This is a genomic window from Pseudolysinimonas yzui, from assembly GCF_014653215.1.
In the GTDB taxonomy this organism is placed as follows: Bacteria; Actinomycetota; Actinomycetes; order Actinomycetales; family Microbacteriaceae; genus Pseudolysinimonas_A; species Pseudolysinimonas_A yzui.
Window position 1 is genome coordinate 26,258 of the sequence record NZ_BNAI01000010.1, and the last position, 18,437, is coordinate 44,694.

General features: G+C 71.3%; 18 protein-coding genes and 1 pseudogene. 11 read left to right on the forward strand and 8 right to left on the reverse strand.

Annotated elements, in window-relative coordinates:
• Positions 1-2 precede the first annotated feature (2 nt).
• Complete coding sequence (locus IE173_RS14245; RefSeq protein WP_191284192.1) at positions 3-1,025, reverse strand: 6-phosphofructokinase; 1,023 nt, start codon at positions 1,023-1,025, stop codon at positions 3-5.
• Positions 1,026-1,156: 131 nt separating this feature from the next.
• Here IE173_RS14245 and IE173_RS14250 point away from each other — a divergent pair, with 131 nt between their 5' ends.
• Both IE173_RS14250 and IE173_RS14255 read left to right on the forward strand, forming a co-directional pair.
• Positions 1,157-1,444: a hypothetical protein gene (locus IE173_RS14250; protein ID WP_191284193.1), complete on the forward strand. Its 288-nt coding sequence runs from the start codon at positions 1,157-1,159 to the stop codon at positions 1,442-1,444.
• Between the two features lie 81 nt (positions 1,445-1,525).
• On the forward strand, positions 1,526-1,771 hold the full coding sequence (locus IE173_RS14255; protein ID WP_191284194.1) for a hypothetical protein: 246 nt from the start codon (positions 1,526-1,528) through the stop codon (positions 1,769-1,771).
• On the opposite strand, the gene merB is transcribed toward IE173_RS14255, so the two are convergent.
• Positions 1,768-2,511: an organomercurial lyase gene (merB, locus tag IE173_RS14260; protein WP_229842125.1), complete on the reverse strand. Its 744-nt coding sequence runs from the start codon at positions 2,509-2,511 to the stop codon at positions 1,768-1,770. The two genes, IE173_RS14255 and merB, sit on opposite strands and share 4 nt — an antisense overlap.
• A 7-nt stretch (positions 2,512-2,518) precedes the next feature.
• Here merB and IE173_RS14265 point away from each other — a divergent pair, with 7 nt between their 5' ends.
• Together IE173_RS14265 and IE173_RS14270 are read left to right on the forward strand one after the other, a co-directional pair.
• Positions 2,519-3,421, forward strand: a complete 903-nt coding sequence (locus tag IE173_RS14265) for a DNA-3-methyladenine glycosylase family protein (RefSeq protein WP_191284195.1) — start codon at positions 2,519-2,521, stop codon at positions 3,419-3,421.
• A 71-nt stretch (positions 3,422-3,492) separates the two neighbouring features.
• Positions 3,493-4,047: an acyl-CoA thioesterase gene (locus IE173_RS14270; protein ID WP_191284196.1), complete on the forward strand. Its 555-nt coding sequence runs from the start codon at positions 3,493-3,495 to the stop codon at positions 4,045-4,047.
• A gap of 49 nt (positions 4,048-4,096) precedes the next feature.
• Here the strand turns inward: IE173_RS14270 and IE173_RS14275 are convergent, their stop codons facing one another.
• Positions 4,097-5,647: a phytoene desaturase family protein gene (locus tag IE173_RS14275; protein ID WP_191284197.1), complete on the reverse strand. Its 1,551-nt coding sequence runs from the start codon at positions 5,645-5,647 to the stop codon at positions 4,097-4,099.
• Positions 5,644-6,141 carry a MarR family winged helix-turn-helix transcriptional regulator gene (locus tag IE173_RS14280; RefSeq protein ID WP_191284198.1) on the reverse strand — a complete coding sequence of 166 codons (498 nt, stop codon included), beginning with the start codon at positions 6,139-6,141 and terminating at the stop codon, positions 5,644-5,646. Before IE173_RS14280 ends, IE173_RS14275 begins: the two co-directional genes overlap by 4 nt.
• A gap of 114 nt (positions 6,142-6,255) precedes the next feature.
• Here IE173_RS14280 and IE173_RS14285 point away from each other — a divergent pair, with 114 nt between their 5' ends.
• Positions 6,256-6,846, forward strand: a complete 591-nt coding sequence (locus IE173_RS14285; protein WP_191284199.1) for an NADPH-dependent FMN reductase — start codon at positions 6,256-6,258, stop codon at positions 6,844-6,846.
• A 64-nt stretch (positions 6,847-6,910) separates the two neighbouring features.
• The gene (locus IE173_RS14290; RefSeq protein WP_191284200.1) at positions 6,911-10,372 is read left to right on the forward strand and encodes a bifunctional proline dehydrogenase/L-glutamate gamma-semialdehyde dehydrogenase; all 3,462 of its coding nucleotides are present in this window, start codon (positions 6,911-6,913) and stop codon (positions 10,370-10,372) included.
• Positions 10,373-10,487: 115 nt separating this feature from the next.
• Here the strand turns inward: IE173_RS14290 and IE173_RS15555 are convergent, their stop codons facing one another.
• Positions 10,488-10,703, reverse strand: a complete 216-nt coding sequence (locus tag IE173_RS15555) for an Lrp/AsnC ligand binding domain-containing protein (protein WP_229842126.1) — start codon at positions 10,701-10,703, stop codon at positions 10,488-10,490.
• Between the two features lie 68 nt (positions 10,704-10,771).
• Positions 10,772-11,008 (reverse strand): annotated as a pseudogene (locus tag IE173_RS15560) (hypothetical protein); the annotation flags it as partial.
• Here IE173_RS15560 and ddaH point away from each other — a divergent pair.
• The 5 genes from ddaH (at position 10,944) to IE173_RS14320 (ending at position 16,445) form a co-directional block, all read left to right on the forward strand.
• Entirely contained in the window at positions 10,944-11,780 is an 837-nt protein-coding gene (gene ddaH / locus IE173_RS14300; protein ID WP_191284201.1) for a dimethylargininase, read from the forward strand. The pseudogene IE173_RS15560 and the gene ddaH overlap by 65 nt on opposite strands.
• A gap of 11 nt (positions 11,781-11,791) precedes the next feature.
• Positions 11,792-13,018, forward strand: a complete 1,227-nt coding sequence (gene rocD / locus IE173_RS14305) for an ornithine--oxo-acid transaminase (RefSeq protein ID WP_191284202.1) — start codon at positions 11,792-11,794, stop codon at positions 13,016-13,018.
• 67 nt (positions 13,019-13,085) lie between these two features.
• Positions 13,086-14,195, forward strand: coding sequence for an acyl-CoA dehydrogenase family protein (locus IE173_RS14310; protein ID WP_191284203.1), 1,110 nt, complete (start codon positions 13,086-13,088; stop codon positions 14,193-14,195).
• The gene (locus IE173_RS14315; protein WP_191284204.1) at positions 14,192-15,028 is read left to right on the forward strand and encodes a fumarylacetoacetate hydrolase family protein; all 837 of its coding nucleotides are present in this window, start codon (positions 14,192-14,194) and stop codon (positions 15,026-15,028) included. The genes IE173_RS14310 and IE173_RS14315 overlap by 4 nt, the downstream gene beginning before the upstream one ends.
• Before the next feature lie 58 nt (positions 15,029-15,086).
• Positions 15,087-16,445 (forward strand): aminomethyl transferase family protein, encoded by a 1,359-nt coding sequence (locus IE173_RS14320; RefSeq protein WP_191284205.1) that lies wholly within the window; start codon positions 15,087-15,089, stop codon positions 16,443-16,445.
• 19 nt (positions 16,446-16,464) lie between these two features.
• Here IE173_RS14320 and IE173_RS14325 read toward each other — a convergent pair whose 3' ends face one another.
• Both IE173_RS14325 and IE173_RS14330 read right to left on the reverse strand, forming a co-directional pair.
• A complete protein-coding gene (locus IE173_RS14325; protein ID WP_229842127.1) occupies positions 16,465-17,112 on the reverse strand; it encodes an alpha/beta hydrolase in 648 nt (215 codons plus the stop codon).
• A 64-nt stretch (positions 17,113-17,176) separates the two neighbouring features.
• Positions 17,177-18,430 carry an alpha-hydroxy acid oxidase gene (locus IE173_RS14330; protein ID WP_191284206.1) on the reverse strand — a complete coding sequence of 418 codons (1,254 nt, stop codon included), beginning with the start codon at positions 18,428-18,430 and terminating at the stop codon, positions 17,177-17,179.
• Positions 18,431-18,437 lie beyond the last annotated feature (7 nt).

Here is an 18,437-nt window from a genome sequence, read left to right on the forward strand (position 1 = left end):
TTTCAGCCGAACAGCACCCGGGCCTCGTCGTAGCGCTCCTGGGGAACGGTCTTGAGCTGCCCGAGCGCGTCGGAGAACGGCACCTCGATCATGTCCGTGCCGCGCAGGGCGACCATCTTGCCCCAGCGCTTGCGCAGCACCATGTCGATCGCCGTCATCCCGAACCGGGTGGCGAGCACCCGGTCGTATGCACTCGGCGTGCCGCCGCGCTGGATGTGCCCCAGGGTCGTGGCCCGGGTCTCGATTCCGGTGCGCTCCTCGATGAGGGGGGCGAGGAGTTCGCCGATGCCGCCGAGGCGCGGCCGCCCGAACGCGTCGAGGCCGCGCTCGGAGTGCGCATCGTCCATCGAGTCGAGCTTGAAGCCCTCCGCGACGGCGATCAGCGGGGCGCGGCCCCGGTCGCGGGCGTGCTCCACCCACGAGATGATCTGGTCGAGGCTGGTCTTCTGCTCGGGGATGAGGATCGCGTGAGCGCCGGCGGCCATGCCGGAGTGCAGGGCGATCCAGCCGACGTGGCGACCCATCACCTCGGCCACCATGCAGCGGCCGTGCGAGTCGCCGGTCGTGCGCAGCCGGTCCATCGCCTCGGTCGCGATCTGCACGGCGGTGTCGAAGCCGAAGGTGTAATCGGTCGCCGAGAGGTCGTTGTCGATCGTCTTCGGCACGCCGACGATGCGGATGCCGGCATCCGCCAGTCGCTGGGCCGCCGCGAGGGTGCCCTCGCCCCCGATCGCGATGAGGGAGTCGACGCCGCCCTCGGCCATGACCTCGGCGACCCGTTCGGCCCCGCCGAAGTCGAACGGGTTGGTGCGCGAGGAGCCCAGGATCGTGCCGCCCTGCTTCGAGATGCCCATCACCTGCGGGCGACCCAGGGGCACGACGTCGTTCTCGACGAGCCCCTTCCAGCCCCAGCGGTAGCCGACGAAGTCCAGATCGTGCAGCTTGCTGCCTGTGAAGACGGCAGCTCGGATCACGGCGTTCAGTCCGGGGCAGTCGCCGCCGCTGGTCAAAATTCCGACACTCATCCCGCCATTCTGCCCGTATTACGCGGCGCGGCTCGCCGTGGAGAAGTGCTCGCCTTCCGTCCCCGGAAGTCGCTAGAGTCGGCGACGGTACGACGATCGTCGTGCCCAGTAGATCTCAAGGAGATTCACCCATGACCACCCCTGCTCCCGCCCCGGCCCCCGGTCCCGCGCCCGTCGCCGACGGCAAGACCCTCGGCATCGTCGGTCTCGTTCTGGCCTTCGTGTTCCCGCTCGCCGGTCTCATCGTCAGCATCATCGCGAAGAACCAGTCGAAGGCGGCCGGTGTCGAGAACACGCCCGCCAAGATCGGCCTGATCCTGAGCATCATCTTCCTGATCCTGGGCGTCATCATCGCCATCATCTACGGCATCGCGGCTGCGGCCCTGATCGGCTCGGGTGCGGTCTACACCACCTACTGATCCCTTCGGGAATCGGTGACGAGCCGGAGCGCGCCCACGGGCCGCTCCGGCTCTTCCGCTTGGCGGGCGTAGAGTTCTGCCGTGACCAGCACCCTCGTCGTCGCCGACTCCGACCGAGCGCTCGGCGTCGTCGGGCTGGCGCTCGCGGCCGTGCTCTGGCCCGCCGGCATCGCGGTGAGCATCGTCGCGATCATCCGCTCCCGCCGCTCCGGCCGGGTCAGCCGGGCCGCGATCCTCGGGCTCGTGGTCGGCATCCTCGCGTTCCTCGCGACCGTCGTGCTGGCCGCCTGGATCGCGGGTGGACTCGTCTCGCTCGCTGTGCGCTAGCCCGGCGTGAGCGAGGCGTAGAACTCGTGGGGCAGCCCGACCTCCGCGAAGAAGGCGACCGCCGTCGCGGGGTCGCGCCGCTCATAGGGCGAGTCGAGGCGACCCGCGTACCAGCGGCTCGCCAGTCGCCACAGGGTCGCGAGGCCGAACACCGACCCGACCGGAACCCCCGTCGCGGCACTCCAGCGTTCGACGCAGCCGCGGTCGCAGAAGATGCGCTGCCGGCTGCAGGTGAGCACCACGTCGTCCCAGACGTGCTCGGCCTCCGTCGGGAAGTGCACGACCTGATCGCCGGCCGGCGGCGCCGAGCGGTCGACGACCCACGCGTGCGGCCGGTCGCAGCCGGGGCATCGGGTGGCGACCAGCGCCGACGGCTCGGCGTCGACGAGGTGCGGGATCGCGAAGGCATCCCAGGCGCAGCCGCCCCAATAGAGCGTGCGTTCGCCCATGACCGAGAAGCCGAAGTTGGTCGACGCGAACGGATGCGCGAGCACGATCACGCCGTCGCGCAGCACGAGGTGATGCGCCTCGGCCAGCTGCTCCAGCCCCTCGATGACGGCGCCCTCGGTCTGGCCCACGGTGGCGGCAAGGGCCGGCACCGACGGCGGCCGACCCGTCGCGGCGAACCCGCGGTACACCGCGAGACGCAGCTGTTCCAGACTCTCGGCGAGCGTCATGGGTTCCTCCTCGGCGCCGGATCGCGCCCCCGCACCCGCGAGGTCGCCCGTGCGCGCTAGCATCCCCGAAATGCTGAGCGCCCGCTACGCCCCCGCCGAGCGGGTGTCGCTCGGGCTCGTGCTCGCACCCCTGCGGCAGGGGGCGTCCGACCCGACCTGCCGACGTGACTCCGGCGAGTGGTGGCTCGCGCTGGCGACTCCGGGCGGCACCGCGACGCTCCGCCTGCGTGAGGTCGGCGGGGCGGTGGAGGCGACCGCGTGGGGTGCCGGCGCCGAGCACGCGATCGCCGGGGTCCCCGATCTGCTGGGCGCGCGCGACGACCTGACCGGCTTCGACGCGACCCGGCATCCGGTGGTCGCCGAACTGCACCACCGGTTCGCCGGAATGCGACTCACCCGCGCGTCACGGGTGATGCCGTTCCTCGTGCCGACGGTGCTCGGGCAGAAGGTCACCGGTCTGGAGCAGAAGCGCGCCTGGCGCACCCTCGTGCTGCGGCACGGCGAGCCCGCCCCCGGCCCGGCACCGGCCGGAATGCGGGTCGCCCCGTCATCCGCCGTGTGGAAGCTGGTGCCCTCGTGGGAGTGGCACACGGCGGGGGTCGGGCCGCAGCGCTCCGACACCGTCATGCGCGCCGTCGCGGTGGGGGATGCGCTGGAACGCACGGCGACGCTGGATGCGGCCGAGGCATCCCGCCGCCTGCGCACCATCCCGGGCATCGGGGTGTGGACCGCCGCCGAGACCGTGCAGCGGTCGCACGGCGACCCCGACGCGGTGAGCTTCGGCGACTTCCACGTCGCCAAGCGGGTCGGCTGGGCGCTCACCGGGGCTCGGGTCGACGACGACGGGATGCGGGAGCTGCTCGAGCCCTGGCGCGGTCACCGGCAGCGGGTGGTGCGCCTCATCGAGGCGGCGGGCATCGGCTACGAGCGGCACGGGCCGCGCCTGACGATCGTCGACAACCGTCGGCGCTGATCGGGTGGTGCGACTGTGCGGGGTCGACATCCGGTTTTCGCCGGCCGGCCGTTCGCGGGTTAGCTGCCCGCATGGATCCGATCAGGCGTTTCACCCGGATGTTCCGCATCAGCTTCGCCGCCCGGCGCCGGGAGCGGCTCGGCCCGCACGACGTGTCGATCGTGCACGACCGGGTGTGGCTGACCGACCTCGACGAGTTGCGGCACATGAACAACGGCGTCTACCTGTCGTTGCTCGACCACGCGCGACTCGACCTCATGCTGCGCTCGGGCGTCTGGCGGAAGCTGCGCGGCGCGAAGATCTACCCCGTGGTGACGGCGCAGTCGATCGCCTACCGCAAGTCGCTCGAACTCGGGCAGCGATTCCAGATCCGCTCGCGCATCATCGGCTACGACCACCGGGCCGTCTACATCGAGCAGCGCGTCGTCGCGAATGAGGAGATCTACGCCCGCGCCTTCGTGCAGGGGCGGTTCCTGCGGGATGCCGGCGGCGTCGCGCCGATCGAGGAGGTCGGGGAGGTGGTCGGCGTCGTGACGGCCGACCTCCCGGCTCCGGAGTGGCTCAGCGCCTGGTCGGCGGAGGTCTCGCTGCCGTCCACGCGTCAGCCCGCGCCCTCCGACTGGTGACCTCGTCGGTGGTCTCGACACGCGCCTTCGGCGCTACTCGACCGCCGAGCTAGGCACTCTCCAGCACGGCCATCGCGGCGTTGTGGCCGCCGATGCCGCTCACGGCTCCGCCGCGCTGGGCGCCCGACCCGCAGAACAGGATGCGGTCGTGCGGCGTCGCGACGCCCCAGCGTCGGGCAGGGGTGTCGAGGGGCGCGTCATCCTCGGCGAACGGCCAGTCGAGCGGGCCGTGGAAGATGTTGCCCCCCGGCATCCGTAGCGCGTGCTCGAGGTCGAGCGTCGTCTTCGTCTCGATGCACGGGCGGCCGTCGCCGTCGTTGAGCACGAGGTCGGCGAGCGGCTCGCCGAGTACGGCGTCGAGGGAGCGCAGCACGGCGGCCTCGAACTCGGCGCGGCGGGCGTCGTTGCTGCCCGCGTCGACGAGCCGGTCGGGGGTCTGCAGGGCGAAGACGGTGAGCGTGTGGGCTCCCGGTGCCCGCAGCTCGGGGGAGAGGATGCTGGGGTCGGTGAGCGAGTGACAGTAGATCTCGCACGGCATCGGGTCGGGCACGCGCCCCGCGACCGCTTCGGCATACGACGCGCCGAGCCGGTCCCAGCCTTCGTTCGCGTGGAAGGTGCCGCCGAACGCGGCTGCCGGATCCACCCCGGCGTCACGCAGGCGCGGGAGCCGCTTCAGCAGCAGGTTCACCTTCACCTGCGCGCCCTCGGGGCGGGGTGCCGTCTCGCCGAGCAGGCGCGCCAGCTCGAACGGCGCCACTCCGGAGAGCACGGTGCGGGCTGCGAGCCGGTGCTCGTCGTCGCCGTGGCGGTAGCTGACCTCGCCGTCGGGGGTGAGCGCGGTCACCTCGGCATCCGACACCAGCTCGGCACCCGCCTCGACCGCCGCGCGCCAGAGTTCCCCGCTCACCGCCCCCATGCCGCCGACCGGAACATCCCAGTCGCCCGTGCCGCCGCCGATGACGTGGTACAGGAAGCAGCGGTTGCCGTGCAGGTCGGGGTCGATCGGCGGTGCGAAGGTGCCGATCAGCGCGTCGGTGGCGACGACCCCCCGCACGAGGTCGTGGGTGAACGCCGCCTCGATCGCGCGTCCGACGGGCCGCTCGATGAAGGCATCCCAGGTGGCGTCGTCATCGAGCAGGCGCCGCGCCTCCGACCGCGTCGGCAACGGCTCGGTGACGGTGGGGAAGAGCGCCCGCGCCAGCCGCGAGGTCGCGTCAGAGAACCCGCCCCAGGCGGCGGCATCCGCCCCGGCCCCGATCGCGCGGAAGGACGCCGCCGTGCCCGCGGGGTCGCCGGTGTCGACGAGCAGCCCGGTGTCGCTGCCCGGCAGCGGGGTGTAGGACGAGTAGCGGCGGCGGGCGAGCCGGATGTCGAGCCCGAGATCGCGGATGATGCGCGGCGGCAGCAGGCTCACCAGGTAGGAATAGCGGGAGAGCCGTGCCGAGACGCCCGGGAACGCCTCGGCCGACACGGCGGCACCGCCGAACGCCGGGAGCCGCTCGAGCACGACGACGCTCTTGCCGGCCGAGGCCAGATAGGCGGCGGCGGTGAGCGCGTTGTGCCCGCCGCCGACGATCGCGACGTCGACCGAGCGGGTCACGCGGCGCCGGGTGCGGCGTCGGCCGCCTCGGCTTCGCAGGCCGCGTTCAGCTTGTCGAGCACCCGCCTCATCCCGCCGAGCATCAGCTGCTTCTCGTCGTCGCGGAGCTCGTCGAAGAACAGCTCGCGGATCGCGGCCGCGTGCTCGCGCATCGCACCGAGCAGAGCGCGCTTGCCGTCGGTCGCGAGCGTCACCCAGGTGCCGCGACCGTCGCTCTCGCACACGACGCGCTCGACCAGCCCGCGGGCCTCCATGCGGGCGACCTGGTGTGAGACGCGGCTCTTCTCCCAGGCGAGCAATTCACCGAGCTCGCCGGTGCGCATCCGGCGGTCGGGCGCGTCGAAGAGGGTGACGAGGATGCTGTAGTCGGCTTGGGAGATCCCGGCGTCACGCTGCAGCTGTCGGTCGAGTTCGCGGCTGAGCTGTTCGTTCATCGCGCGCATCGTGCGCCAAAGGTCCCAGTCGGCGTGCGGAACTTCGGAGACGGTCGACATGCGTCGATGCTACTCGTCCGCGTTAGTTGACACATCTACTTTCCGAGGTATCGTTGATGAGTCAACCAACGGCGGGACGTCGATGGTGGCGTCCCCGAAGAAGGGAACCTCACCGTGTCTCAGGTCCGTATCGCGATCATCCTCGGCAGCACCCGACCGGGCCGTCGAGGCGAACCCGTAGCCCGGTGGGTGCTCGAGCAGGCCACCGCCCGCGGCGACGCCGCGTACGAGTTGCTCGACCTGGCCGACTTCGCGCTGCCGCACCTCGACGAGCCGATGCCGCCGTCGATGGGCCGCTACGAGTTCGAGCACACCAAGAAGTGGTCCGACACGATCGACGACTTCGACGGCTTCGTCTTCGTCACGCCCGAGTACAACCGGGCGCCCTCCGGCGTGCTCAAGAACGCCCTCGACTACCTCTACGCCGAATGGAACGACAAGGCTGCCGGCATCGTCAGCTACGGCGCCGCCGCCTCGGGTCTGCGGGCCGCCGAAGCGCTGCGGCTCATCCTCGGCGAACTGCAGATCGCCGACGTGCGACAGAGCGTCGGCCTGTCGCTCATCCACGACTTCGAGAACTTCACGACCTTCACCCCCGGACCCCAGCACGCCCAGCACCTCGGGGTGCAGCTCGACCAGCTCGTGGCCTGGTCGACGGCCCTCCGCGGGGTGCGCTCGACCAAGGCGGCACTCGCCGCAGCCTGAACGCCGGCTGGGTGTCGCCCGGTTGATCGCTGGCCGCGACACCCGGCGGCTTATCCTCGGAGTCATGCCGGATCTGCGCCCGAGCGATCTCCCGACATTCGATACCGTCGAGCAACAGGTACAGCGGTGGCTGGATGCGAGTGCCGACGCGCCCGTCGACCCCGGAGCCGAACGGCTCGCCGGGTTGCTCAAAGACCCGCGCGGTCTCGAGTTCACGCTCGGCTTCGTCGACCGGGTGATCCGGCCCGAAGACCGCCGGGTCGCCGCGCGCAACCTCGAGCGGCTCTCCCGCCGCGTGCCGCAGTTCCTGCCCTGGTACCTACGCATCGCCGTGGTCGCCGGCGGCGGGTTCGGGGTGCTCATGCCGTGGCTGGTCATCCCGATCGCCCGCTGGGTGTTCCGATACCTCGTGCGGCACCTCGTCGTCGACGCCACCCCGAAGCGCCTCACCCGCACCTTCGCGGCGCTGAGGCAGCCGGGGGTGCGGCTCAACGTCAACCTGCTCGGCGAGGCGGTGCTCGGCGAAGCCGAGGCCGAGCGTCGATTGTCCGGCATCACGGAGCTGCTCGCCCGGCCCGACGTCGACTACGTGTCGGTCAAGGTGTCGTCGATCGCCAGCCAGCTTCCCGCGTGGGGCTTCGACGAGGCCGTCGAGCGCGTCGTCGAGAAGCTCGTGCCGATCTACCAGCAGGCCGCTCGGGCGCGGGGGCAGAAGTTCATCAACCTCGACATGGAGGAGTACCGCGACCTCGACCTGACGATCGCGGTGTTCACGCGGCTGCTCGCGCGGCCCGAATTGCTCGGGCTCGAGGCCGGCATCGTGCTGCAGTCCTACCTCCCCGACGCGCTGCCGGCGCTCGAGCGGCTCACGGCCTGGGCGCGCGAACGGGTCGCGGCAGGCGGGGCCGGCATCAAGGTGCGCATCGTCAAGGGAGCCAACCTCGCCATGGAGCGGGTCGACGCCACCGTGCACGGCTGGCCGCTCGCGACCTGGGGCGAGAAGGTCGAGACCGACGCGCACTACAAGCGGATGCTCGACTACGCACTGCGTGTCGAGCACACCGACGCCGTGCGGGTCGGGGTCGCCGGCCACAACCTCTTCGACCTCGCCTTCGCCCACCTTCTCGCCGAAACCCGCGGGGTGTCGCGGCGCGTCGAGTTCGAGATGCTGCTCGGGATGGCGCCGGCGCTCGCCGACGCGGTGCGAGCCGACGCCGGCGGCGTGCTGCTCTACACCCCGGTCGTCTCACCCGCCGAGTTCGACGCCGCGATCAGCTACCTGGTGCGCCGCCTCGAAGAGAACGCGAGCCCCGCGAACTTCCTCCCGGCGCTCCTCGACCTCGACGAGCCGGAGGTGTTCGCCCGGGAGGCCGGACGCTTCGCCGCCTCGCTCGACCTGCTCGCCGCCCCGGTGCCGGTCGCGCATCGCGTGCAGGACCGAGCGCACCCGCCGGTGCCGCGGGCACCCCAGGTCTTCGCCAACGAGCCCGACAGCGATCCGGCGGCGCCCGGCAACCGGGCGTGGGCCCGTGCCGTGCTGGGCCGCGCCGAGTCGTCGCGGCTCGGGATCGACACCCTCGCCGCATCCCGGGTCACCGACGTCGGGCAGGTCGGCGAGCGCGTGCGCCAGGCGGCTGCGGCGGGAGCGGACTGGGCCAGCACCCCGGGCAGCCGGCGCGCCGACTACCTCGATCGCGCGGGCGAAGTGCTCGCCGCGTTCCGCAGCCGGTTCATCGAGGTCATGGTCGCCGAGACCGGTAAGACGCTCGCCGAAGCGGATGTCGAGGTCAGCGAAGCCGTCGACTTCGCCCACTACTACGCCGACCGGGCGCGGGAGCTCGCCGGCATCCGCGGGGCCGTCTTCCGGCCCGTGCCGCTCACCGTCGTGACCCCGCCGTGGAACTTCCCGGTGTCGATCCCCGCGGGGGGAGTGCTGGCGGCGCTCGCCGCGGGCAGTGCCGTGCTGCTCAAGCCCGCGCCGCAGGCCGGCCGGTGCGGAGCGGTGCTCGCCGAGGCGCTCTGGGAGGCGGGGATCCCGCGTGAGGTGCTCGGACTCGTCGACACGGGCGAGGGCGATGCCGGACGCGCGCTCATCACCGCCCCCGAGGTCGGCCGGGTGCTGCTCACCGGCTCGATCGAGACCGCCGCCCTGTTCGCCTCGTGGCGCCCCGATCTTCCGCTGCTGGCCGAGACGAGCGGCAAGAACTCGATCATCGTGACGCCGAGCGCCGACCTCGACCTCGCCGTCGCGGACATCGTGAAGAGCGCTTTCGGCAACGCCGGGCAGAAGTGCTCGGCCGCGTCGCTGGCCATCCTGGTCGGATCGGTCGGCACCTCCGAACGGTTCCGGAGGCAACTCGCGGATGCCGTGGCGAGTCTCGCGGTCGGCCCGCCGATCGACCCGGCGACGCAGATCGGCCCGCTCGTGGAGCCGGCGTCCGGCAAGCTCGCCCGCGGGCTGACGCAGCTCGGCGACGGCGAGAGCTGGCTCGTCAAGCCCCGCTCGCTCGACGCCACCGACCGACTGTGGACGCCCGGCGTGCGCGACGGGGTGCTGCCGGGAAGCGACTTCCATCGAACCGAGTTCTTCGGCCCCGTGCTCGGTCTCATGACGGCCACGACGCTCGCCGAGGCGATCGCGCTGCAGAACGCCACCGACTACGGGCTCACCGCCGGCATCCACTCGCTCGACGTGCACGAGGTCGCCGACTGGCTCGACGCGGTGCAGGCGGGCAACCTCTACGTCAACCGGCCCATCACCGGGGCGATCGTGCGCCGGCAACCGTTCGGCGGCTGGAAGCGCTCGTCGGTCGGAGCGGGAGCCAAGGCCGGGGGACCCAACACCCTGCTGGTTCTGGGCGAATGGGTGCCCGAGCCCGGCGAGCCGAGCGACGACCTCACCCTCGACGGGCTCGACGATCGGGTGCGCACCGTCATCGAGACGTTCCAGCCGGCTCTCGACTTCGCCGGCTTCGACACCGTGCGGCGCGCGGCCTTCGACGACCAGGAGTGCTGGACCCGCGAGTTCGGCCGCAGCCACGACCCATCCGCGCTCGGAGTCGAGCGCAACGTGCTGCGCTACCGCCCGGCCGAAGTCGTGCTGCGACTCGCCGAAGGCGGTGACCTGGCCGACCTCGCCCGTCTGCTGTGCGCGGGAGTCCGGGCGCGGGCGAAACTGCTGGTCAGCACCTCGACCCCGTTGCCCGCCGCGCTGCTGCCGCTCGTCGACGACGGCACCCCGCTCGGCCGCTCGCCGCTCGGCATCCTCGGGGTCAAGGTCGAGAGCGACGCCGCGTTCCTCGTGCGTGCCGCCGAAGGGCTGCCCGCGCGCATCCGCCTGATCGGCGGCGACCGAGTCGCGCTCGCCACCGCACTCCGCGGCTCCCCCGACGTCGCCGTCTGGGCGGGGCCGGTGACCGGTGCGGGTCGGATCGAACTGCTGCCGTTCCTGCGCGAGCAGTCGGTGTCGATCACCGCCCACCGCTTCGGCACCCCCGACCGCGAGTTCGGCGCCCTCGTCGTCTGAGCGTTACCTCCTTCGGTGGTCGAGTAGCCGCGAAGCGGCGTGTCGAGACCGGGCGCGGCAACGGTCTCGACACGCGACCTGCGGTCGCTACTCGACCACCGAGGGCGAGGCGGGGTCAGTCGTACGAGCGGTGCACGAGGCGCGAGAGCACGATCGCGCTGCGGGTGTGGTCGACGGTGGGGGCGATGCGGATGCGTTCCAGGGCGTCTTCGAGGCTCGGGATGTCGCGCGAGCGCACGTGCACGATCGCGTCGGCATCGCCGGTGACGGTCGCCGCATCCTGCACCTCGGGAACCGCGGAGAGGATGCGGCGCAGCTCTTCGGGGGCCACGGTGNGTCGGCGACGAGCCGGTCGACGCGCCGCTTCACCGCCGACGCCGACAGGCCGATGCGCATGCCGATGTCGCCGTAGCCGGCGCGGGCGTTCTGCCGTAACAGGTCGATGATCCCGTAGTCCAGGTTGTCCACCCCTCGAGGGTACGCCGGATCGTTGCGTGGGCACCCCCGGATTCGCGTGAGAAGTGCGTACTGCGCCCGGAAACTCCGGATGCGTGCGTGCGATGCTGGCTCTATGCAGCAGGTGGCCGTTACTTCCGCGCCCGTCGAACGGGTCGCCGAGCACAAGACGGTGCTCATGTGCCGCCCGGAGCATTTCACGGTGAGCTACCGCATCAACCCGTGGATGCATCCCGAAGACCCCACCGACACCTCGCTCGCGGTGCAGCAGTGGGATGACCTCTACCGCATCTACCTCGATCTCGGCTTCGACGTCGAACTGATCGATCCGCTGCCCGGGCTGCCCGACATGGTCTACGCGGCGAACGGCGGGTTCACCCTCGACGGGATCGCCTACGGAGCGCGCTTCCAGTACGACGAGCGCGCCGCCGAAGGGCCGGCGTACATGGACTGGTTCCGGTCGCACGGATTCCAGGTCGTCGAACCGGTGAGCGTCAACGAGGGCGAAGGCGACTTCCTGCTGGTCGGGGAGCGCATCCTCGCCGGCACCGGATTCCGCAGCGACGCCGCCTCGCACGACGAACTCCGCCGCATCTATGGACGTGAGGTCGTCACGCTCAAGCTGATCGACCCGGCGTTCTATCACCTCGACACCGCCATCGCGGTGCTCGACGCCACCAACATCGCCTACCTGCCGAAGGCGTTCGACGAGCCCTCGCTCGAGATCATCCGCGACCTCTATCCGGATGCCGTGACGGTGAACGACGAGGACGCCGCGGTGCTCGGGCTCAACAGTTTCAGCGACGGCCGCAACGTCGTCATCGCCTCGCGCGCCGTCGGATTCGAGGCGTCGCTGCGCGAGCGCGGGTACAACCCGATCGGCGTCGACCTCTCCGAGCTGCTGCTCGGCGGCGGCGGCGTGAAGTGCTGCACGCTGGAACTGAGACGGTAGGGCCTGCGCCGATGAGCACCACGACGGGGATCTCCTCCGAGGCCGCGATCGACCTGGTCGAGCGGTACGGTGCGCACAACTACCACCCTCTCCCGGTCGTCGCCGCGTCGGCAGCCGGCGCCTGGATCACCGACCCCGAGGGCAACCGCTACCTCGACTGCCTCGCCGCGTACTCCGCGGTGAACTTCGGGCACGGGCATCCGGTGCTCCTCGCCGCCGCGCGCGACCAGCTCGACCGGGTGACCCTCACCAGTCGCGCCTTCCACAACGACCGGCTCGGGCCCTTCCTGGAGGCGCTCGCGCGGTTGGCGAAGAAGGACATGGTGCTGCCGATGAACACCGGCGCCGAAGCGGTGGAGTCGGCGATCAAGGTGGCGCGCGCCTGGGGCTACCGCGTGAAGGGCGTCGCCGACGGGCGGGCGAAGATCATCGTCGCCGACGGCAACTTCCACGGGCGCACGACCACCATCGTCGGCTTCTCGTCCGACCCGGAGGCCCGCAACGGGTTCGGACCGTTCACCCCGGGCTTCGTGAGCGTGCCGTACGGCGACGCCGGTGCGCTCGAGGCGGCGATCGACGACGACACCGTCGCGGTGCTGCTCGAACCGATCCAGGGCGAGGCGGGCGTCATCGTGCCGCGACCCGGGTACCTCGCCGATGTGCGCCGCATGACGGCCGAGCGCAACGTGCTGTTCATCGCCGACGAGATCCAGTCGGGCCTGGGGCGCACCGGGGCGACCTTCCAGTGCGACAACGACGGCGTCGTGCCTGACCTGTACCTGCTCGGCAAAGCTCTCGGCGGCGGGATCGTGCCGGTGAGCGCCGTCGTCGGCAACGCCGACGTCCTCGGGGTGCTGCGCCCGGGCGAGCACGGGTCGACCTTCGGCGGCAACCCGCTCGCGGCCGCCGTCGGGCTCGCCGTCGTCGAGCTGCTCGAGACCGGGGAGTACCAGCAACGGGCCCGCGACCTCGGCGCCCACCTGCAGTCCCGGCTGCGAAGCCTCATCGGGCGCGGCGTCTCGGCGGTACGGGGGGTCGGCCTGTGGGCGGGCGTCGACATCGACCCGCGCCTCGGCACCGGGCGCGAGGTGTGCGAGCGGCTGATGGCCCGCGGCATCCTCGCGAAGGACACCCACGGCTCCACCATCCGCTTCGCCCCGCCGCTCGTCGTCTCGGTCGAAGATCTCGACCTCGCCGTCGACGCTCTCGACGCCGTGCTGCGCGACCTCAAGAAGTAGCCATTTGCCCGACTTCGTGGCTATTCCTTCGCGGGAAGGCACGAAGTCGGGCAGATAGCCTGAAGCAGTGTCCCCGCTGACGCCCGACCTGCTCGCTCGCATCCGCGAGCGCGCGCCGGGGTACGACCGCGAGAACGCGTTCTTCGCAGAGGATCTCGACGAACTGCGCGCGGCCGGGTACATGGCGCCGCGGTCGTTGCTCGACACCGCCCGCGACCAGCGGCTGCTCGCGGCGCACGCCCCCGCGACGGCACTCGGCATCAACATGCACCTCGTCTGGGTCGGCGTCGCGCGCGTGCTGCACGAACGTGGGGACTCGAGCCTCGACTGGGTGCTGCGGGATGCCGAGGCGGGCGAGCTGTTCGCGTTCGGCAACAGCGAGCCCGGCAACGATCTCGTGCTGTGGGATTCGCTGACCCGAGCGGAAACCGTCGAGGGGGGTTTCGCGTTCACGGGCACCAAGATCTTCACCTCCCTCGCCCCCGCCTGGACCCGCCTGGGCGTGTTCGGCAAGCAGGCCGACGGACCCGACGGTCCGCGCCTCGTGCACGGCTTCCTCACGCGCGACGCCGACGGGGTCACCACCCTCGACGACTGGGACACCCTCGGGATGCGGGCGACCGCGAGCAACACGACGCGCCTCGACCACGCGGTCGTGTCGACGGAGCGCATCAGCCGGTTCCTTCCCGTCGGCCCGAACGCCGACCCGTTCGTGTTCGCGATCTTCGCGAACTTCCTGCTGCTCATCGGGTCGGTCTACGCCGGCATCGCCGACCGCGCGCTCGAACTCGGCGTCGAGGCGGCTCACGCCCGCACCTCGCTGAAAACCGGGCTGACCTCCGCGAGCGACCCCGACATCCGCTGGCGCCTCGCGGATGCCGCGCTCGCCCTCGACGCGTTGGCCCCCGATCTCGAGACGCTGGCGGCGGATGTCGACGGCCTCGTCGACCACGGCGGTGACTGGTTCCGCCGGCTCACCGGCGCGAAGCACCGGGCCACCGAGACCGCACGCCGGGTCGTCGACCAGGCGATGCGGGTCGCGGGCGGTGGCGGCTACCGGTCGTCGAGCGAACTCGCCCGGCTGCAGCGCGACGTGCTCGCCGGTATCTACCACCCGTCCGACACCGAGTCGGTGCACGCCACCGTCGCCACCAACCTGTTGGGACCCCTGCCGTGAAACTGGCCACCCTCCGCCGCGACGGCGACACCGTCGCGATCCGCCTCGACGACGAGGGAGCGGTCGAGATCGCGGGGTTCGCCGACGTCGGGGCGCTGCTCGCCGACCCCGACTGGCGGGCGATCGCCGAGGGGGCCGCCGGGCGCTTCCTGCCGGTGGGCGACATCCCCGACGACGCCTGGGCTCCCGTCGTGCTCGAGCCGCGCAAGATCGTCTGCGTCGGCGTCAACTACCGCGAGCACATCCGCGAGATGGGTCGTGAGGAGCCGGACTTCCCCACGCTGTTCACGAAGTACCCGGAGTCGCTCATCGGGGCCGGCGACGCGATCGTGCTGCCCCCGCACGCGGCCGAGATGGTCGACTGGGAGGGCGAACTCGCCGTCGTCATCGGCACCCGGGTGCGTCGAGCGGACGAGGCCACGGCGGCGGCGGCCATCGCGGGCTACACGGTGCTCAACGACGTGAGCATGCGCGACTGGCAGAACCGCACGCTCCAGTGGCTGCAGGGCAAGAGTTTCGAGAACTCGACCCCGGTCGGCCCGGTGCTCGCGACGGTCGACGAGGTTCCGGCATCCGCGCGCATCACGACGACGGTCGACGGGGAGCTGATGCAGGACGGTCGCATCGACGACCTCGTGTTCGGCCCGGCGGAGATCGTGGCGTACATCTCGCAGATCTTCCCGCTCGACCCGGGCGACGTCGTCGCGACCGGCACTCCCGGCGGCGTCGGGCATGCCCGCACTCCCGCGCGCTACCTCGCCGCGGGGCAGATCGTCGTGACGTCGATCGAGGGCATCGGGTCGCTGCGCAACACGGTGGTCGCCGGCGCGTAGTTTCCACATGCTGGAAACCCGCTCACGGATGCCGCGCGGGCTTCGTAGGGTGACGCGCATGACAACGCCGTCCCTCTCTCTCGCCGACGCGATCGCCGACGCCGGCAGCCCCGTCGAGTACCTGCGCAACGCCCCGTCGCGCCCCACCGTGTTCCCGGTGGCCCCGGAGTTCAGCAACTGGCGCAGCGAGCAGCAGTCCTGGCGCACCGGCTGCGCGCTGCTCGACCAGTCGCACCACATGACCGATCTGTTCATCACCGGGCCCGACGCGCTGCGCCTGCTGCAGGACCTCGCCGTGAACTCGTTCGCGCGGTTCGCCGTCGACAACGCCAAGCAGTTCATCGCCGTCAACCACGAGGGCTTCGTGATCGGCGACGCCATCCTCTTCCATCTCGCCGAGAACTCGTTCGACCTCGTCGGCCACCCGTTCGCGATCGACTGGGTGCGGTTCAACGCCGAGACCGGCGGCTACGACGTCGAGCTCGAACTCGACGGCAACTCGATCGTGCGACAGGGCCCGCCGAAGCTCTACCGCTACGAACTGCAGGGGCCGAACGCACTGGCGATCCTCGAGCGGCTGATCGGCGGTGAGGTGCCGGCGACCAAGTTCTTCCACATGACGACCTTCACGATCGCCGGGCACACCGTGCGGGCGCTGCGTCACGGCATGGCCGGGCAGCCCGGCTTCGAGCTGTTCGGGCCGTGGGCGGAAGGCGACGACATCCGCGCGGCGATCCTGTCGGCGGGCGAGGGCCTCGGCATCACCCAGGTCGGGTCGATGGCGTACTCGTCGGCGAACCTCGAGTCGGCGTGGGTGCCGTCGCCGGTTCCGGCGATCTTCAGCGGCGAGGGGATGGATGCCTACCGCGCGTGGCTCCCCGCCGCGCGGGCCGGCTCGATCGCCGGGTCGGTCGACTCCCCCGACATCGAGGACTACTACGTCACCCCGTGGGATCTCGGCTACGAGCGCAGCGTGAACTTCGACCACGCGTTCATCGGCAAGGCGGCGCTGGAGAAGATGGCCGGCACTCGCGCGAAGGTCACGCTCGTCTGGGACGAAGAGGATGTCGCCGCCGCGATGAAGTCGCTCTTTCAAGACGGTCTGCCGGCGAAGTACATCGCGCTGCCGAAGGCCAGGTACGGGTTCTTCCAGGTCGACAAGGTGCTCGCCGACGGGCGTCAGGTGGGCATCTCGCACGACTGCGGCTACATCGTCAACGAGCAGACCTTCGCCTCGCTCGCCTCGATCGAACTCGCGTATGCGGAACCCGGCACGCGGGTCGCCGTCGTCTGGGGCGAGAACCCGAACACCCGCAAGCCCGCCGTCGAACCGCACCGGCAGGTCGAGATCCGCGCGACCGTCGCCCCGGCACCGTTCTCGGCGGAGGCGCGGGAGAACTACCGCTCGTCGCGGTAGCCGGCCGCCGCGGGTCGCCTCAGGGCAACCAGCCTTCCTCGCGCAGCCAGGCGGCGCAGAGGTCGGTCCACTGGCGCGCGCCGCCGGCGTCGCGGGCGAGGTTGAGCCCGTGCCCCCCACGCGCGAACACGTGCAGCGCGTGGCGCACCCCGGCGCCGGCGAGCGCCATCCCGAGCAGGTAGCTGTGCTGCACGGGCACGGCGTCGTCTTCCGCGGTGTGCCAGACGAAGAACGGCGGAGCGTCGGGGGTGACGAGCAGGTCGAGGCTCGTCGCGACCCGCTGCTCGGGGGTGGCGTCGCGACCGAGCAGGGTTTCCCGTGACACCTGGTGGGTCGGCAGCATCATCGACACCACCGGGTAGCAGAGCATGACGAGGTCGACCCGTTCGCGTGCCGACGCGCCCGGGGCGAGGGCGGCGTGCCCGGCGGCGTGCCCGCCCGCCGAGAAGCCGAGCAACGCGATCCGGTCGGCCCCGGCATCCCGTCGGGCACGGATCTCCCCGCGCACCGCCTCGAGCACGGCCGGGTGGCGGGTGTTCACCGGGTAGGCGAAGTAGCTCGCCGACATCCCGAGGCTTTCGAGCCAGGCGACGATCGGGGCGGACTCGTTGTCGGAGATGCGGGTGTAGCCGCCACCGGGCAGCACGATCACATGGTCGTTCGTCACCCTTCCAGCCTAGGGAGGGATCCCGCGGCGGCTACCGCCACAGCGCCGCCGCGGGAGGTCGGGGTCAGCGCACCCGCGGGGTGAGCCGCTCGAGCTGGGTGACGTGCTTCGGGCTCAGTTCCTCGAGGGAGGAGACGCCGAGCAGTTTCATCGTGCGCACCAGTTCGGTGCTGAGGATCTCGATCGTGCGGTCGACGCCGCGCCGCCCGCCGGCCATGAGGCCGTAGAGGTAGGCGCGGCCGATCATGGTGAACTTCGCGCCGAGGGCGATCGAGGCGACGATGTCGGCGCCGCTCATGATGCCGGTGTCGACGCCGATCTCGACGTCTGTGCCGACCTCGCGCACCACCTCGGGCAGCAGGTGGAAGGGGATCGGCGCCCGGTCGAGCTGGCGCCCGCCGTGATTGGACAGGATGATGCCGTCGACCCCGACCTTCGCGAGCTTCTGCGCATCCTCGACGTTCTGCACGCCCTTGACGACGATCTTGCCCGGCCACGTGGAGCGGATGATCTCGAGGTCGGTGTAGGAGATCGTCGGATCCATCGCCGCGTCGAGCAGCTCGCCGACCGTGCCGCCCGTCGTCGAGAGGCTCGCGAACTCGAGCTTCGGGGTGGTCAGGAAGTCCCACCACCACCAGGGCCGCGGGATCGCGTTGAGGATCGTGCCGACGGTGAGCGCCGGCGGAATCGAGAAGCCGTTGCGCTTGTCGCGCAGCCGCGCCCCGGCGACCGGGGTGTCGACGGTGAACTGCAGGGTGTCGAACCCGGCCGCTGCCGCGCGTTCGACCAGGCGGTAGGAGATCTCCCGGTTGCGCATCACATAGAGCTGGAACCAGTTGCGCCCGTCGGGGTTCGCGGCTTTCACGTTCTCGATCGACGTCGTGCCGAGGGTCGAGAGCGTGAACGGGATGCCCGCCGCCCCCGCCGCGGATGCCCCGGCGAGTTCGCCCTGGGTGTGCATGAGCCGGGTGAATCCGGTCGGCGCGATCGCGAACGGCAGCGCCGACGGCCCGCCGAGGATCGTCGACGAGGTGTCGACATCGGCGGCGGGGCGCAGGATCGAGGGGCTGAACTCGACGTCTTCGAACGCCTGACGCGCGCGCGTCAGCGACAGCTCCTGCTCGGCGGCGCCGTCGGTGTAGTCGAACGCGGCCTTCGGGGTGCGGCGCTTCGCGATCAGGCGGAGGTCGTGGATCGTCAGCGCCGACTGCAGGCGCCGCTCGGTGGCGCTCCAGGTGGGCTTCTTGAACTTCAGCAGTTCGAAGATCTGGGCCGGGCGGGGCACCTGGCGGCTCTGCTTCTGGGGATCGTGAGGCATGGGCTTC